Annotated in this window: 10 protein-coding genes; 6 read left to right on the plus strand and 4 right to left on the minus strand. The window is 54.7% G+C overall.

Features of this window, described 5'->3' with window-relative positions:
• Nucleotides 1-707: hypothetical protein (locus HXY34_08845; protein ID NWF96238.1), on the minus strand; the 707-nt coding region annotated here is incomplete at its 3' end.
• A gap of 266 nt (nucleotides 708-973) precedes the next feature.
• On the opposite strand from HXY34_08845, the gene HXY34_08850 reads away from it, so the two are divergent.
• Nucleotides 974-4,138: a S8 family serine peptidase gene (locus HXY34_08850; GenBank protein ID NWF96239.1), complete on the plus strand. Its 3,165-nt coding sequence runs from the start codon at nucleotides 974-976 to the stop codon at nucleotides 4,136-4,138.
• Nucleotides 4,135-5,415, plus strand: coding sequence for an FAD-dependent oxidoreductase (locus tag HXY34_08855; GenBank protein NWF96240.1), 1,281 nt, complete (start codon nucleotides 4,135-4,137; stop codon nucleotides 5,413-5,415). Before HXY34_08850 ends, HXY34_08855 begins: the two co-directional genes overlap by 4 nt.
• On the opposite strand, the gene HXY34_08860 is transcribed toward HXY34_08855, so the two are convergent.
• A complete protein-coding gene (locus HXY34_08860) occupies nucleotides 5,405-8,308 on the minus strand; it encodes a S8 family serine peptidase (protein NWF96241.1) in 2,904 nt (967 codons plus the stop codon). The two genes, HXY34_08855 and HXY34_08860, sit on opposite strands and share 11 nt — an antisense overlap.
• A gap of 169 nt (nucleotides 8,309-8,477) precedes the next feature.
• Between HXY34_08860 and HXY34_08865 the strand changes: the two genes are divergently transcribed.
• Together HXY34_08865 and HXY34_08870 are read left to right on the plus strand one after the other, a co-directional pair.
• Entirely contained in the window at nucleotides 8,478-8,768 is a 291-nt protein-coding gene (locus tag HXY34_08865) for a hypothetical protein (protein NWF96242.1), read from the plus strand.
• A 115-nt stretch (nucleotides 8,769-8,883) separates the two neighbouring features.
• On the plus strand, nucleotides 8,884-9,996 hold the full coding sequence (locus HXY34_08870; protein NWF96243.1) for a hypothetical protein: 1,113 nt from the start codon (nucleotides 8,884-8,886) through the stop codon (nucleotides 9,994-9,996).
• A gap of 56 nt (nucleotides 9,997-10,052) precedes the next feature.
• Here the strand turns inward: HXY34_08870 and HXY34_08875 are convergent, their stop codons facing one another.
• Nucleotides 10,053-10,289: a hypothetical protein gene (locus tag HXY34_08875; GenBank protein ID NWF96244.1), complete on the minus strand. Its 237-nt coding sequence runs from the start codon at nucleotides 10,287-10,289 to the stop codon at nucleotides 10,053-10,055.
• Nucleotides 10,290-10,384: 95 nt separating this feature from the next.
• Between HXY34_08875 and HXY34_08880 the strand changes: the two genes are divergently transcribed.
• Nucleotides 10,385-15,253, plus strand: coding sequence for a S8 family serine peptidase (locus HXY34_08880; GenBank protein NWF96245.1), 4,869 nt, complete (start codon nucleotides 10,385-10,387; stop codon nucleotides 15,251-15,253).
• A gap of 285 nt (nucleotides 15,254-15,538) precedes the next feature.
• Here the strand turns inward: HXY34_08880 and HXY34_08885 are convergent, their stop codons facing one another.
• Nucleotides 15,539-16,543 (minus strand): D-glycerate dehydrogenase, encoded by a 1,005-nt coding sequence (locus tag HXY34_08885; GenBank protein NWF96246.1) that lies wholly within the window; start codon nucleotides 16,541-16,543, stop codon nucleotides 15,539-15,541.
• Between the two features lie 318 nt (nucleotides 16,544-16,861).
• Between HXY34_08885 and HXY34_08890 the strand changes: the two genes are divergently transcribed.
• Nucleotides 16,862-17,134 carry a winged helix-turn-helix transcriptional regulator gene (locus tag HXY34_08890; protein ID NWF96247.1) on the plus strand — a complete coding sequence of 91 codons (273 nt, stop codon included), beginning with the start codon at nucleotides 16,862-16,864 and terminating at the stop codon, nucleotides 17,132-17,134.
• Nucleotides 17,135-17,179 lie beyond the last annotated feature (45 nt).

Here is a 17,179-nt window from a genome sequence, read left to right on the forward strand (position 1 = left end):
AGGTAGTGTTTCTCGGCCTGTTCGAATTGCCCCTCATAATTGCATATGTTCCCTCTCAGGTTCTCGACAAGAGCACGGAAGGCGCGGTGCTTCTTTCTCTCAGCCATTCCCTCCAGCGTGTCCGCTAGTCTCGTCGCTCGACTTGTCTGTCCCACCTCGCGTAGCAGTGCTCCGACGACATAGAGCGCGAACATGGTCTCTGTGAGCGGGGATTCAACTTGGTCTGGATACTCCTCAAGAAGGCCGTCGAATTCCATTACACACTCTATGACACTTGTATCGTGCTTTGCTGCTGCGTAGAGGACCTTGGCAATGCTCAGTCTGACTCTGTCCGTCGCGCTTGAGTTGTCATTGATGAGACTTCCCAATCTATTGACTACCTTCATGAGTCCCTCAACGTCACTGAGTGTGAACAATACCACTGCCTTCAGGCTGAGTACGGTCGGGCTGTCACTCTCAGCCGACATGAACAGGGCCTCAGGGAACCTGCCTCTTACCAGGCAGACCTCCATTCCAAGGGCCAGCACCGTTTCATTAGGCTCTGTCTTCATGCTCTCCGCGGAGGCGACTTCAATCACCGCGTCTGTGAATGCCTGAAATTTGCCAACTCCCTTACTCCTAGCCTTCTTCTTAATGAGCTCGGCTATCTCGTCCCATGGCACATCCGATGCTCCTTCAAAATGTGTAAACTCAGCTGGTATCTCCATTAAGTAGAGTACTCCTCTATTACATCACATCTCGAAGAATGCTGGGCAGACGGTGCATATGATGTTTTCCTAGCTATGCCAACCTAACAGTGCTTCGTTGACACGACATCTTTTACAGACCACTCGCTTTCAAGAGGTGTGCGTGTGGAAGTTGTCATCGGTCAGTTGATAGGAGCTGTGCCATGTTGTTCCCGACGTGACTGGCAGGCAAAAGGATATGAGCGGAGGTCCGAGTCTGCTCATAGAAACGGGGTGAAGGAAACCCGATGCATGGAAGGCTGCTCCTGACTCTGATACTACTTACTCTCATCCTCCCGCTCAGTTCCATGACAGTCTGGCCGGCTGAATCAACCAGCCAGACCACTGCATCCCTGTGCGTGATTGACCCCCGTCTTGAGATGTCACTGTCCGAGTTCGATGAGAGTTCGCGAAAGCCGACAAGTGCCATTCTGCAGTTCGCTGCGGAGCTCTCTCCTGCTCAGATTGCTCGGGCAGAGCGTAACGGAATCTGTTTTGTCAGGAGGGCGGGCGAAGTGGTCCACGTGGGCAGGGTCTACTCTGTGAGGCTAATGGACAAGTCCGCTTTGGATACAGCCGGGTCGCTTGGTCTCGTGCATGCATCCTCGGGTGACAAGCAGTTCTTTCCTTCACTTCTATCCTCCGTCCCTGCTACTGAAGCTCCAACAGTGTGGTCATCTCTCAAGGTTTCGGGAGTCCCCCTTCGTGGGACTGGCAGTCGAGTGGCTGTCATTGACACAGGTGCAGCGTGGCTTCATCCGGCATTTTGGAGAGTTACGACGGAAGCCGTCGATGTGATTCAGTCAGGTGGGCGGTTCTATGCGGACCTGAATGGGAATGCGGTGACAGACACAGGAGAGGGTCCAATCCGACACATCGATGTGAGTGACTACGGAGTCATCAACACGCTCAACGAGTACCTGTTTATCGATACAGGGGACGATGGCCAGTTCGACTATGCCGAGGGCGATAGATGGCTCGCAGGTGTGGACTCTGACTCGAATGGCATAATCACACTTCCCGGTGAAGACGTGGTTGTCCTCGGCGAGCCGAAGATAGCAGCTCTGTATGATCAAATGACGAGCAGTGTCTACCTTCGTGGCACAAACCTGACTTCGCTCGCTCTCTCAGTTGGCGACACGAAAGGTCATGGTACGCATGTGGCATCCACTGTGGCAGGAGGCCAGATTGGCTACACATCAATGCTGGGTATGGCACCCGACGCGGACCTGATCATCATCCGGAGTTCACTGACTTCCGCTGAGATACTGGATGCCATCAGTTTTGCAGTGTCACAGGGTGCAGATGTGATCAACATGTCCTTCTCGAGCTTCATCGGTTTCCTTGACGGCACAGACATTGAGGACATTGCCATCAATGAGGCCTTTCGAACATGGGGTGTCCTGTCAACACTGGCTGCCGGGAACCTGGGTGGGACTTCGAAGCACGCAAGGTTCTCCGTGCCTCAGGAATCTGAGGAGTCTGCGGTCTTGTCCGTGTCAAGCCCTCCGAGCGGCTCATTCCTGAACATCCTGTGGAATAGCGAGGACTCTGACGAGGCCATCCGACTGGTGTCGCCATCGGATGAGATTGTCGACCTTGGGAGTTTCGCTTCGCATCATGGTGTGGCCTTTGAAGTCAATACTGACGACCTTAAGGCGTACGTGTTTCCAAGCACCAGCGTCCGGGGCACGAACCGACTCGTAGTTCAGGTGGTCACAGGGTCTCATCTTTGGAAGTCTGGATCTTGGGACGTTGTTGTTTCAAACCCGTCGGGAAAGCCCGTAGTGGTCGACATGTATGCATGGGACACCTACTGGTCGGGCACTAACATGAGATTCAGTACAAAAGTAGACAATGAGCACACGGTGAGCTCGCCGGCCACTGCCGATCTGGGCATTGCGGTGGGCTCATGTGACGATGGCGGCTCGTCCATATCTTCCTCCTCTGGTAGGGGTCCGAGGATTGACGGAGTCTTCAAACCCACTGTGGCTGCTCCCGGTCAAGGGATTACGGCCGCAAATACCAGCCTGTCCAAACTGTGGCAAAGTCTAAGCGGTACGAGTATGGCATCCCCTCATGTTGCAGGGCTTCTGGCACTGCTTGGTCAGGCCTTGAACGGCTCTCCCGGCTGGCGGGGGCTTAGTGCTCTCTTCCAAGGTGCAGGACGTAACGGAGTCCACTACTCCCCTCCTGTGTCCGACTGGGGCTACGGTGCCATCAACGCACTGGGATCGGCAAGACTCCTCGTCCCGCTTGCGACTCACGGGGGCATATCTGACTGGGCGGGAGTCGACACAGTACATCAGGACCCGTTGGACCCATCCCTACCAAGCAGTCTCGATATCCGAGCCATCCGCTTCTATCCAACCGTCAGCAGTCTGAGCGTCGCAGTGTCATTGACTGACATCGCGGACTTCTCGGGTACGAATGAGCTGCGTATAGACTGGGACACCGACTCAAACTCAACCACGGGCCAGAGTGGGGTTGACCTTCGTCTGACCCTGACAGGTGGTGTTATGGAAGTGCTACGATGGTCTGGGTCTGCATTCGAACCCGCCCCTCTTGGGTCTGGCTTCTGGAATAGCTCTACAAGTGTCTTCGTCTGGGTCGAGAAGACTGCGGACATGTTCGGTAACCTGTCCGTCAGCACTCGCGCTCCGGGCTACTCGCCTGCGGACACTACGCCTGTCCTCGAGGTGGAGGACGTATGGAGACCTCTCATAGGTGTCGTGACAGTCACTCCATTGACAGAGGCCATCTTTGTCAGTGCGGAGGTGGTTGACACCGACAGCAGCAGTCAGAGTCTGTCCATCGGTTGGTCCGTGGTGGATGGGGCGATGGCAGTCCTTGAGTCAGGGATGACAACTGGTTCTCGTAACAGCAGTTTCAGTGTAACAAGGCGTGTGTCCACTCACGGCCAGAGAAGTGTTCTCTTCAATGTGACCGACGGTGATGACTACCTGTACATCCCGCCGGTGTTTCTTCTTGCGACCTCGACGGCTGTCAGAATAACTGATGCGAGTCTCGACTCTGATACCATCGTGGTTGGTCCGTTTGTCAGCACTTCTATAACTGGTCGTGTGGTGGTCGAGGGGTATGAGTGGGTCAGTTCAGTCACAGTTGCCATTCGTTCCAACAACTCCTATTGGCTCAACTTCACCCTTACAGGGACTGAGGGAGTCTATCCGTTCAAGATTAGCAGCGCTGGGTTCGCTGAAGGTCAATACACAGTCTTTGCAGTGGTCGTCACAGCCGAGGGCGAGAGCATAGTGGAGGCGTTCGGTATTCTGACTGTTGTCCGCGACAACACGGTGCTCTTCTTGATTGGACTGGGCGTGGTCGGAGTCATAGTTATATTCTCGGTCCGCACCCGTCTGGCTTCCAAGACCACTTCGGAGGCTATCAAGTGAGAGTTCTCGTTGTTGGATACGGCCCCGGCGGTGTCTCAGCTGCATCTGCGGCGCGGACCTTCGCACCCGATGCTGAAGTGGTGGTCATCACAGCAGAGAGCACCCCGGCTCACAGACGACCTGGTGCGTCTCTGGGGCTTGAGTTTCCCTACACACGCGACCTGGACATCCGCGACTGGTCCTTCGAAGGTCTCCGCAAGAGAAGAATCGAGGTCTGGCGTGAGAGTCTAGTTGTCGATGGTGACCTCGATGCAAAGACCGTCGAGGTGATTCACCGAGGGACCAAACGAACTGAGAGATATGACCGACTCATCCTCGCGATGGGCGGAACGCCCGTTGTGCCAAGCATTCCGGGCACTGATCTTGAGGGCGTCTATACGATGCAGAACCTGTCGGATGCTTCAAGGGCAGGAAGACACTTGGCGGGCTGCAAGAGTGTCTTCATAGTGGGTGCCGGATTCAGTGCTCTTGAGGTTGCAGAGCGACTCAGGTCCATGAAGAAGAAGGTGCACCTCATGGTTCGCTCGCGGCTCATGCGACGACAGCTCGAACCTGAGATGAGCGAGGAACTCCTCTCACGTCTGCCTGATGATATTGATGTGCATATGGGTCGCGAGCCGACTAGAATCAATGGTTCTGTGCGTGTGGAGAGTCTGGAAGCCGGAGGCGAGACATGTCCGGCAGAGTCCGTCCTGTTGATGACCGGAGTGCGTCCCAACACGAATCTAGCGAAGAGGCTTGGTCTGGCGATTGGAGGACTTGGTGGCATCTCTGTAAACAGCAGAATGGAGACGTCTCATCCCGACGTGTATGCGGTCGGAGACTGTGTGGAGATGATTGATGCTGTCACAGGGAAGCCCTCCCTGATGCCGGTTGGCAGTGTTGCTGCTCGTGCAGGTCGCCAAGCGGGTGTTCTGGCAGTGGGCGGCAATCGCATCTACCCGGACACATCGCTTCGATTCCAATATGACCGGCTATTCGGGTGCGACATCTGCTGTGTGGGCCTCTCCACTGACTTTGCCTCTATGATGGGAATGGAGACTCGGGTCCAATTCCTCGAGGACAGCTCGGAGTACTCCAAGATTGCACTGGTGACAGACTCTCAGGAGCGGCTTGTGGGTGGACAGGTCCTCTCCGCTAGGATGGGTGCGCGACTCGGCTTCCAGATACTTCAACGCGTTGAGGCGCACATGGTGCTTGCCGAAAACCCCATCCTCAGGTCACGTCATGAACAGATGCACGCCCTGTTGGAACGCACCTTGGGTCCTATTCGATAGACGGTGGCGTCCCGTCATAGACGGGTACTTCCCATTCCGCCTCGGGTGTGCGTCTTCTTGTGCTGCCCTTTGCTCGCGAGCCGAACTTCAGTAGCACCACATACCCAAGGCCTACAGCAACAACTGTTAGCAGCGCTAAGGTCACCATAGCAGTCAGCTCCGGGTCTACGGGAACGGCAGTGACGAGGACTGTCTTCTTGTACGTCCTGTTGTGTCCGGCATCGTCTGAGGCAGTGACCGTGACCTCGTAGAAGCCGCTGACAGGCAGTATGTACTCTCCTGAGAACTTGTATCCAAGTGACTCTGTCGTTGTGCCCTTGATGACGGTCCCATTGGGAGCTCGCACTGAGACCTCGACTTGTGCTAGGTCATTGTCGAAGACATAGGCAGTGACTCGGGCAAGTTCTCCGGATCCGCCCCTAGTGATGCTCACGTTGAATATCTTCGGGGAGTCGGACTTCATGTAGGCAGCAAGATTCCTCAGAAGCATCAGATTGTCCGCGCCTGCGAGGACTGAGTCGAAGACCGTGCTATCATACACCATCGAGCCGTCCGATATGACAACCACTCTTCCAAGCCCTGACTGTGCTACGGCGACCAGTGCTCTCTGTGCCGAAGAGTCAATCCAGAAGAGGCCTTTCGTTCCGGGGACCGACTCGTTCACAGACAGAGTACTACCCGCGAAGACGTACAGGTTGTTGACTCCCTGCGTCAATGGATGGGCAACTACAGAGCCGCCATAGTCGGTGCCGTAGGTCACTCCGAACTCGTCACCCACAGTGCCGCCAATACCGTACTCCTGACACTGAATGCCATAAGGTGCAAGTATTCTGTTGTAGTACTCAATTCCGAAGCTGGCCTGCTGGGCGATGTTGTCGTAGAACTCGGAGAAAATCAGTAGGGTACCGCCATCATCTACGAACTGGTGCAATGCGTCTATCTCGGACTGATAGTACTCGGTCTCAGTGTCCATTACCATGAACACATCTGCCATAGCCAATGTTTCCGTCGATATCAGCTTTGAGGACGAGGGGTACCCGAAGTCGCTCATCACGATGCCATGCTCACGGAGCGAGTCATCAAAGTACTTGTAGTAGGATGCCTCATCCACGTCGTCGTAGCTATGGTGGGTCATGTCGACCAACAGTCTTCCTCCAAAGGTCGTGATCACAAAGCGGAGGTTGATGCTGCAAAGGGTGTCGTTGCCTGCCACAACACGCAGTTGACCCAAGTATCTGCCGACTGCGGTAAGTGGCAATTCTTCGGGGATACTCAGATTGATGTCGAAGTGGCTGTATCCCTTCTGAACAGTCAACTGGGAAACAGATGAGGTCACGTACGCGCTGGCATTTCCGGTCATGTTGATTGTGGCTGTACCCCTGTGCACTGTTGAGATGATGGTGACCTTCTGTTCCGGTCTGCTGTCTCCAACTATGAACACACTCTGGCCCCATGGGAGGGTTGGGTAGACGGTCGGTGCAGCAATGGTTATCCTACCATGTGTGCTCATCAAAGCCTCATCCGTTCTTGAGACATTGGCTATTCCGAAACCCTGAGCCATATAGTCTGAGTCCAGCGGAGTGGCTCCGGCCATGAGACTGGCCTTCAGATCAAGGGGGCTAAGTGTACTGTTCTTATCAAGCAGGAGGGCTATCAGGCCTGCTACCAGCGGGGTGGCCGCTGAGGTGCCGGACCACCTCGTGTAAAGGGAACCATATTGCGACTCGTTGTAGGTTGGAAACTCGTACGTGTTTGCCATGTCCCATCTTCCTGAGACCACCTGATAGCCGGGGGCCAGCAGGTCTGGCTTGGCGTAGATTCCCAGTGGCGCAGTCTGGGTTCTTGTGACTGGTCCTCGACTGCTGAACGATGCGACCCCTGTGGAACCTTCAGATGCACCCGCTGTTATGGCCTCTTCTAGGATGCCCGGGGCGTTGATTGTTTCTGCTGCGGGTCCGCTGTTGCCAGCCGCTACAACGACGCTCACTCCTGCATCCACAGCTGCCTTTGCGGTCTGAATGGAAGGATCGGTGTAACTGGAATCGACCCAATCGCCTCCCAAGCTCAGACTGATGACATCTACACCCTGCGACACTGCGAATTCGATACCTTGAGCGACAACCGAGTCGTCCGCGGAACCTGAAGAGTCGAGCACCTTGATGACCAAGACCTTAGCGCCCGGTGCCATGCCCGTGTAGACTCCTCCAAGACCGCTACCCGACCCGACCACAAGCCATGTACAGGCAGTCCCATGACCATTGTCATCGTAGGCATTGACTCCATCACTAGGGTCCATGTCGTCTCTGTTCTTCCTGACAAAGTCCTTGAAACCTACAAGCCTCCCACTTAGATCTGGGTGATCGCCGTATGCGCCGCTGTCAACCACTGCAACCGTCACGCCAGAGCCGTTGTAACCCTGTGCCCACATGGCCTCGACTCCAAGGATCGCATCTGGATGGACATATCCGGGGTGTCCATTGATGAGGAGTTCATCAGGACTCCCAATCACTGGAGCGACGGACCTCTTGACGTCGCGGTCCACGCGGACAACTCCATTGATGGTTGTCAGGGCGCGTACCGACTGCGCATCTGCGTAGAGGGACACGACCGGGATGATTTGGAACACATGTCTTATCTCAATGTCATCGACACCGGAGCGCTCAACTGCGTGTCGCATTGTGTCTTGGTCGGTGCCCGGTGCGAACTGTAGAATCACGGGTATTCGCTCACTGCTGTCTGCAATCAATGCTGCAAGTTCGCTCGATATGACGGACTCGGCGGTTGTTCCTGTGCTGTGCAGCAACGAGACTGGAGGCACACAGATTGGCAGCACTAGCAATGACACCACAAGAAGCAGGTAGATTCGTTGAGTAGCAATGCGGTGACGCGTCATCAGATGACAATCCTCCCGTCCGATGAAACCTGAATTGCCTCATTAAGGTTCCTTTGAGTGCCGACCGATACGGCGTCCGCATGACTCGTTCTTGGCGAGAGAGGAGGTCAAAGCACTTTGCAGTCATTTATTGATGGGCAGAAGAGCCCGAGCAAGGAGTGAGTTCAATATGGTGACAAAGTCCCCCAATTACGAACGGAGACTACAGATCAAACACTTCTTTGATGACCGCACGAGCGGGCAGACACGAAGGACATGGCTAGAGATACAGATGCAGCCGCCAGAGCGCACTGATGAAGGATGGGTCAACGACGGTAAGATTCGCCTCACACTAGGTGAAGAGCGTGACGTTAAGGGCTCATTTCTTCTGTCAATCGCCGAGGCTGCACGGCTGTACAAGTGTCTCGAGGTGTTGATCGAAGACCACGAGCTGAAGATCGCTCAGTTATGGCGTGAATAGGTCCCGCTTCCTGTCTTGTTGCACGAGGGGATGCCATCTGCGCCCTGTTATCTGAGCCAGCAACAGATTTATCCTCAATTACCCACTACTACGGTGCCATCTAGGAGGTTTCTGAATGACTGGTCATGGTCTATCATCCGTCTTGAGCCCGGCGATTGACTTTCAGTTTCCGATGGGCGACATAGCTGCAGTCGTGCCCTATGCTCTGCCACTCGCTTTCGTCGGAATACTCATCCTCCTATATCAGAGGTTCATGAAGCAGACTGAATTGAACAGGAACGTTCTGTTCGTCACGTCCGTACTCTGCCTCCTGTCATCATTCCTGCTGGTCTTCTATGCAGGCTTTGGTCCGACCCTGTGGGGTCCGATGGGCCCCACATTCGGTTCTTGGTGGACCTTTGTGGGCGGTCTCCAAGCAATCACCGATGCTGTCTTTGGGAGCGTTGCGACGGCCGTGCTCTTCCTATTGGCCGTGACCGTGGTTTCCGGCTATGTTGCATTCAGGGTCATTGTGCCTCCGAATCCTGACTTCGTCGCCCTGAGGGAGCAACTGAAGAGCGCTCAGGACGCGTCGGGCCGAGTCAAGAGCGACATAGAACGGTTGGAGCGCGAGAAGAAGGAGCTGACCGAGTTTGTTGCTGAGAAGGAGCAGCGACTTCAGGTTCTGCAGACAGAGCTTGATGGTCTGAAAGAGCTTGTGAGCGAGGGTGAGAAGGCCAGGAAGGCTCTCGAAGTACAGCTGAAGGAGGCTGCAAGTTCCGCGGGTGCTGCCTCTGACGCAGAGCAGGAGCTCTTGGACACAATCGCGAAGAAGGACCAAGCGATTGGTGCACTTCAAGCTCAGATTGAGGAGCTGCGCAAGAGTATGAAGACCCCTGCGATTGCTGCGGTCGCGACTGGGGGCGAGGCGACGAAGACTGACACCAAGACGCGAGAGTTGGAGGCTCAGCTTATGGAGATTCGCCGCCGTGCTGAGACCGCTGCTGACTTTGCTCAGAGCGTCATTACCGACTTGCCCGAGCTGGTATCAGAAGTGCAGGCGAGTGCTCTCGATCCCTCTGCAAAGATAGCTCTTAGCACGCTTCTAGAGAACATTGTGAAGGCCATTGATCGGGTATCTCGTCCACCCGGCGACAAGACTCAAGAAGGACCCAGAGTTGAGATGATTGGTGCCGTGATGATGGCACACGAGATTGCCGATGGGATCAAGAAGATGGCCCGCAGGTAGTCTCTTTGTCACCTGAGTGCAGTCCTCATCGGGTGTCTGCAGTGCATCGGCACAATTCAAGTGAGGTGTTCGCTGCCATGGGCGGCACTGCATGTCATGCTGGTGAAGCCGGACAGACTGAGACCCCTTTGCCATCCGCCTCGGTCTCCCGCGGACCGTTCTGGGGCGCCATCAGACAGATTCAGGAGTTGCGTAACGCTTAATAGTCGGGCAACAATCACTTCTGCTCCAATCACACCGATTGCAGAGAACGCCGACACGAGGAGAAGGCCCTCGGTACAGCCGAAGGTCATGGAGGTTTTGTCATGCTGAGTATATGTCACGCCTTACGTGACAGTTAACTCAGTGTTATGTTCTCTCGATCAACTTGTGAGGAGAAGAAGAAACGATGAACTATAAGCGAAGCACAGCTGTTCTGCTCTTCATGGTGGCACTGACCCTGTCAGTGTTCTTTTCACCAGTTGGCCCTGTGGCCAAAGCAGAGGTTGCTGACTCGCCCATTCTCTCTCCTGAGGTCGTCGAGCAAGTGAACCAGTTCAATGAGCTCGTCTCGCAGCCTGGTTACACTGCCAAGGTCGACCCCCTCATTGCAGAGTGGAAGAATGGTGCTGTCAGCGACAAGGTCGTAACCAAACCCGACGGCTCTGTGAGCGCATTGCTTGTCTGTACCCCATGGGTAGATGACGCAGCAATTCGCAACCTAGTCACTGTGGAATGGGCAGCCGACCTCATACTATTCAAGACCATGCAGGTGACCCTGCCATCGTCTGACGTGATTGACGCTCTTGCCAGCATACCCGGCGTTGGCAGCATCGATGCGGACATCTACAGAGATGGCTTCGAGAGAAGCACCGAAGATTTCGCAAAGGCATTCTCTGATCCTAGTATGCCAGAGGTAGGCACTGACATGTACCACATCAAGGAGGTTGTCGGTGCGACAACGAGCCCCGCATCGAGCTACGATGGCTCTGGTATCTACGTCGGTCACATCGACACTGGTGCCGACTTCGGTCATCCAGATCTGGCTGGAGCGTACGGATGGGCATATGACCCCACAGGGTTTGGGCTCACCCCGACATTCTATCATGCCAACTCAACTCCCGTCGCAAACCTCACGGAGTGGTTCGAGAATGGCTACCTGCTCACATACGAGGACGAAGGTGACACCTACCTTGCTCTCTCAGCCTCTGTGGTTGTGAACAAGTCCTCTGGTGCTCAGCTGTTCCCATGGCAGAACCAATCATGGGCCAAGACTATCAGCTACAGCTGGGACCCAATCGTGAACAATGAGAATAGCCCACGGTATCTCATCGGTGATGGTGACTACACCACCCCGTACCGCGACAGAGTCGGTTTCATCTGGCTGTACGCATACTACTGGGGCATCGAGGGCGTAGACAACCTGTTCTACAACTATCTCTGGAATGACTGGAAGCTGCCAGATCCATCCACAGTCAACGGAGACTACCGAGTTGGATGGGTCCATCAGTACCACCGAGCGACATATGGTGTTTCTCCATACGCGAGAATATTCGCTCCATCGCTCGTGTACAACTCCTCAAGCACCAAACAGTGGAATCTTGTCATCAACTGGGATGACACAATGGGTTGGAACTACTTCTGGACTGGTGGCTTCTACTACGAGTCACTCGACTTCACAAACATCATAGACGCATACCATGTGATTGAGCAGTTCGACTGGGACTTCACTGACGAATCTGCTTTCAATCTGGCCAATCCGATTGTCAACCACGACTACAGCGGTGACAGCATCGCCGACTTCAGCCTGGGTGCTCTCGCAACCTGCTACGATGCTGGTGGATGGTTCGACGATGACCCGTACTTCGTAGGCTTCAGGGCAGATGGTGATGCCTTCGCTCTGTACTACGATGCTGGCAACCACGGCACTGCAACTGCTGCTCATGTTGCGGGCCAGGGTGTTGTCGACTACGAGAATGTCGACACCGGTGCGGTGTTCCAGCTTGAGGGCATCGCCCCAGGTGCAGACCTGTACTCAGCCAGGTTCATCACAAGTGGTGGCTACTATGGTGCTCAACTCTGGACCTGCGGCTTTGACATGAATGAGACCTCAGGTTACTGGTACTACACAGGCAACCACCTCAGTGACATCTCCACGAACTCATGGGGCTGGGTCACTTCGTCTGCAAGTGTGCTAAACTATCTCAGCCTGACGTGGGATCTCCTGTCCGTACCGGGAGTACTGAGTGCTACCTATCCGGGAGTTCTCCACGTAGTGTCGGCTGGTAACGAAGGCTCTGGTTTCCAGACCATAGGGCCTCCTGGTTCTGCTGCCGCCGTGTTGACTGTTGGTGCATCCACCACGAGCCACTGGCTCGAATACCTCTACGGTCCAACACAGCCTTATGAAGGAATAGCATCCTTCTCCAGCAAGGGTCCAGACGTGATTGGCTACTCCAAGCCCGACGTTCTCGCCCCGGGTCTGGCAGGCTATTCGGCTCTGCCTTGGTACAGCCAGTACATGGGGCCTATCTGGGGCGCTGTGGATGACGAGTACTGGGTGTTCTCCGGTACAAGCCAGTCCGCCCCTGTTGCAGCCGGTGTTGCCGCCCTGCTCTACGAGGCTATCGCCGTCAACGTGGGTGGTTGGCTCTCTCCGTTCGAAGCGAAGATGATTCTCCAACAGACCGCTGATGACTTGGGCTACGACCCAGCCACACAGGGTTTCGGTAGAATCAACGCGGCGAACGCCATAGATTTCGTAGAGAATGGAGGATGGGTTTCGTACAGTGTCGGCTCTTGGAACAACTACGCCGCGATAATCCAGCTTTGCTGGGAAGAGTGGGGTCACCTTTCGAAGAATGTCTTCGGCACCTACGTGAACGAGAGCGTTGTTTCCTTCCCGACTGACTTCTGGGAGGGCTCGCTATACTTTGGTAACGTCTATCCGGGTACAACCACAACCATTCACCAGAGAATCTACAGTGACTACTTCACTACACTTGACACTGGAGGTGTAGGTACTTGGACAGTCAGCCAGTACGAGTGGCGGAAGGCTGAAGTGTACCGCTTCTCAGGCAAGACCTTCTGGTACAATGATACTGGCGTCTACCACGCGACAGCCGAAGAACGAAAGGCCTATGGCTGGTTCAACCTGCGTGATGCACTCGGACCTACCGCGTATGATGCCGCGATGAGCACGTACACCTACATGACCATCGGTGTGTCATTCAAGCAGTCCGAAGTCGCAAACAATTACCCGTGGATGTTCTTGTACGACTGGGAGGACAACAACGTCACTGACTTGATGCCCAACCTGTGGAATGGAACCGACGGTGACGAGCTGCACAGGCTCACTAGCGCCGCGAACCCGAGCAACACCAACATGATGTCTTGGGCAACGACGGACACGGACTTGGCAGCGGCTCTTGCTGGCAACATGACCATGGTCATCCATGACCCAATCCATGACACCAACCCATCTCACACGGGTCACTGGTTCAACGCTACCGTGATCTTCTGGGAGGCGGCGTCTGCTGGTGCCATATCGGTTGCCGACGGCGGAGCTGCAGGCTCTCTGAACATCTCACTCAGTGCTCCAGTTGGTGATGAGTACGGCATCCATCAAGGTTACCTTGTCCTTCAGAAGGGCATTGGTGAGCTGAGACTGCCCTACAGCTATATGCTGACAGTCGATATGACTGCAGACAGTGATGGTGACAAGTACTCGATTGTGAGTGGTGTCGGCGCGAACCTGAACCCATACGACGCTCCAGTGTACGGCTGTATGGACAGCGACCCTGATACGTGGGACTTCAGGAGCTACGCAGTGCATGTCTCAAACACGACTCACGCCTACTACCTAGGCGTGCGTGTGGAGTTCAGTGACCCCGGCAACAACATGTATGTGTCAGTCTACGACGAGGTCGGCAACGAGCTGGCCTACGGTTCAGCAAAGACCGCCACTAGCACTGCAGTCATTGCAGAACTGTCGCGTGGAGCTGGCATCTACTACATCCATGTCCACCCGATCGCACTGAACGGAACCGAGTTCCTACCTGTGAACTACACGCTGGAAGCCACATGGTATAGCGCTCTGACAACCCAGCCTCTCGCCACGACCTACACGGCAAACGACATAACGACTCCGATACCCGTCGCCGGTAGCGTCGACACTTTGACTGGCGACCATGTTGTACTGAGTGCCCACTACCCGGACTTCAACCTGCCCAACATGCCGGAGTACGAGGTTGTGAGTATGGAGATGCAGTTCCTCTCAGGTGTGTACTACGTACATACTCAACCTCTCATCGTGCCTAGTGGTTCGTACGATCCATTCTCAGGTCCAATCGACACCTCTCAGTTCAGCTGGGAGTTCGTTGATGGTATCAAGGCCGGTGACAACGTCAGAATCTCCGTCACGTTCACGAACGGTGACTGTGACATAATGGTCTGGTGGGCTGACACCGACAACTCGACTTGGGCGTACAGCAACAACCTTGTCGGTTCACAGATGGCCACCGGTGCGAAACCAGAAGTAGGTTCGTTCATTGCATCCCGATCTGGCAAGATTGCCATCGGTATCTTTGACTACGACCAGCAGACTGGTACATCCACGACCACTGTTGACACCCGAGCTGGCATCACAATCACTAGGAACGACAACACTGTGACCTACGACACGTACCAGTTCCTGAAGAATGGTACATTCTCGGTCCAGATCAAGGCATACACTCAGACCAACATCGAGTTCACGACCAACTACGCAGCCCTGACGTTCGAGAACTTCTTCTCGCCCGTCATGGGTTCCGTGAACGTCACTTCGCTTGGTTCCAACCGGTTCAACATCACTTGGGCCGCGTCTGACCGCAACGCTGGCGATGACCTCTACTACGAGATCTACGTTTCAGCAGACCAAGGTCAGGCCGGAACATACCAGCTGTTAGCCGTCAACCAGACGAAGACGTTCTATGTCTGGGACTCGACCGGTTTCACACAGAAGACCAACAGCTACAGAGTCAAGATCGTTGTCTTTGACAACGACCCTGACGAAGGTGCTGCCGTCCCAGGTGAATACTGGATGGGTCTGAGCGATGAAGCTGAGTCTGGGCTCTTCACAGCCGGAAGTGTAGTGATTACAACCACTACCACCACCACAACTACTACTACAACGAGCGTGCCGCCTCCGCCAATCGACCCGCTGTTGGTTGGTCTGCTAGGTGGTGTTGGAGTCGGTGTTGTGGTCCTCCTAATCCTCTTCCTAGTGAAGAAGAAGTAAGGGCCCGCACGGCGTAGTATCAGTCTAAGGGGGCTTTGTCCCCCTTCTCCTCTTTTTCTTGCTCTGTTCAACTAGCTGGTACCATCCATACCATGACTCACGAGTGAGGAGAGCATGAATGAATTGCAGAATCATGAACTCGAACAGTCTCTGCTCCCGGTTTCGGGGCATAGTGTGTTAACTGGATGATTCCCAAGTATGTGCTTGAGTCAAACAGAAACCGACTTTCTCAGGCATGCGGGAGATGCACAGATGCCCCATTCACTATGTGTGTCAAGAGTGCACTCATGTTCTGAGAACGACTCTGCGAAGAACTTTTGGGTTGACGAGATTGGGCGGTGTTCTTCCATGCAGAGCTGCAACGAGATTCTCGACGCACATCGCAGCCATCCTGTTTCGTGTTGAGTGGCTAGCACTGCCGATATGAGGTGTCAGAACAACTCTTGGAATCGACAACAGCGGATTCGAGAGGGGAAGCGGCTCAGCTTCAAAGACATCGAGTCCAACCCCAGCCAGATGCCCTGAGGTAAGCACACGAGCAAGTGCGTTCTCGTCTATCACCGGTCCTCTCGAAGTGTTGACCAATACTGCCGAAGGCTTCATCATTCTGAGCTCTCTCTCTCCAATCAATGCTCTCGTCTGGGTGTTCAGTGGAACGTGAATCGAGAGTATGTCCGATTCTCGGAGAAGAGTCTCAAAGTTGACCCTCCTGGCCCCGGTTGTGGCTTCGGCCTCTCTAGTTATGTCTGTTTCCGAACGTGAGAAGTAGAGTATCCTCATGGAGAAGCCCATGGCTCTGCGAGCGACAGCAAGACCGATTCTCCCCATGCCCAAGATTCCGAGGGTTGACCCGCAGATGTCATTGCCCAGGAATGTACTGGGCGTCCACGCGACCTTCCACTCTCCCGCTCGCACGTAGCGGTCTGCCTCTGCTACCCTCCTGGATGCCGCCATTATCAATGCCCAAGCCAGGTCCGCGGTGGTCTCGGTAAGCACTCCCGGCGTGTTTGTGACTAGTATTCCTCTCTCCGTAGCTGCAGACAGGTCAATGTTGTCGACTCCTGCTGCATACTGCGCAATGACTTTGACCTTGCACAAGGACTGGAGGAGCTCGCGATCAATCCGGTCCGATAGGAGCGTGACCAGACCCTGTGCATTCTTTGCCCTGCTGATGATTTCACTGACTGATGGCGGCTCTTCTCGCTCCCACACATCGACACTGAACTCCTCAGACATCATTCGAAGCCCAACGTCGGGTATCTGCCTTGTCACAAACACGCTCTGTTTCAACTGATGGACGCCCTTTGCAAGCTCGAAGGCACTTCCTCGTCACATAGCTCGTCCTCATTTGCATTGTGGTTATAGTCAGTAGAGTACGAGGTGCTCGGCTTCCAAGACGACCCGGACAATCTGCAGCGACACTCTGACCCGCCTGCATCATCCCTGAAACGCGTCGCTCTCAGGACTGCCCGTCGATGCATGCCTTCTCTGGAACGGCGGGCAAGTTCGTCCCACCCTTAGCAATCACATCATGCGGAAACAACATGCCTTATATGACACTGACCACTAGTCATATATTGGGGCTGCAGACCCCATGGGTGGCCAAGTATGAATGCGTCCCTTGACTTGCCAAGAAGTGCTATTTTAGTACTGAGTAGGCTATCGTCAGAAGGGCCCTTGACTCCCAAGGACCTCAGTGCGAGGGTAGACCTAGCCCCAAGGACTGTTTCCTTTGCATTGAGAAAACTGATGGGACAGCATCTGTGCCGGAAGATACCGAATCTCCATGACATGAGACAGCCGCTCTATTCGATTGACCCTGAACGATTCAATGAGATCAAGATGAAGTACGAGCATGTGTTTCGGCAGGTGTTGGTCTAGCTCCTCAGACTACCATCCATGTGCTCCCCGTTTTGTTTATAGCAC

This window comes from Candidatus Thorarchaeota archaeon (assembly GCA_013388835.1).
Lineage (GTDB): Archaea > Asgardarchaeota > Thorarchaeia > Thorarchaeales > Thorarchaeaceae > JACAEL01.

Excerpts from the sequence above, each read along its gene's own strand:
- HXY34_08850 (NWF96239.1), top strand. The coding sequence starts at position 974 with ATGCATGGAAGGCTGCTCCTGACTCTGATACTACTTACTCTCATCCTC.
- HXY34_08860 (NWF96241.1), bottom strand. The coding sequence starts at position 8,308 with ATGACGCGTCACCGCATTGCTACTCAACGAATCTACCTGCTTCTTGTG.
- HXY34_08865 (NWF96242.1), top strand. The coding sequence starts at position 8,478 with ATGGTGACAAAGTCCCCCAATTACGAACGGAGACTACAGATCAAACAC.
- HXY34_08870 (NWF96243.1), top strand. The coding sequence starts at position 8,884 with ATGACTGGTCATGGTCTATCATCCGTCTTGAGCCCGGCGATTGACTTT.
- HXY34_08875 (NWF96244.1), bottom strand. The coding sequence starts at position 10,289 with ATGACCTTCGGCTGTACCGAGGGCCTTCTCCTCGTGTCGGCGTTCTCT.
- HXY34_08880 (NWF96245.1), top strand. The coding sequence starts at position 10,385 with ATGAACTATAAGCGAAGCACAGCTGTTCTGCTCTTCATGGTGGCACTG.
- HXY34_08890 (NWF96247.1), top strand. The coding sequence starts at position 16,862 with ATGAATGCGTCCCTTGACTTGCCAAGAAGTGCTATTTTAGTACTGAGT.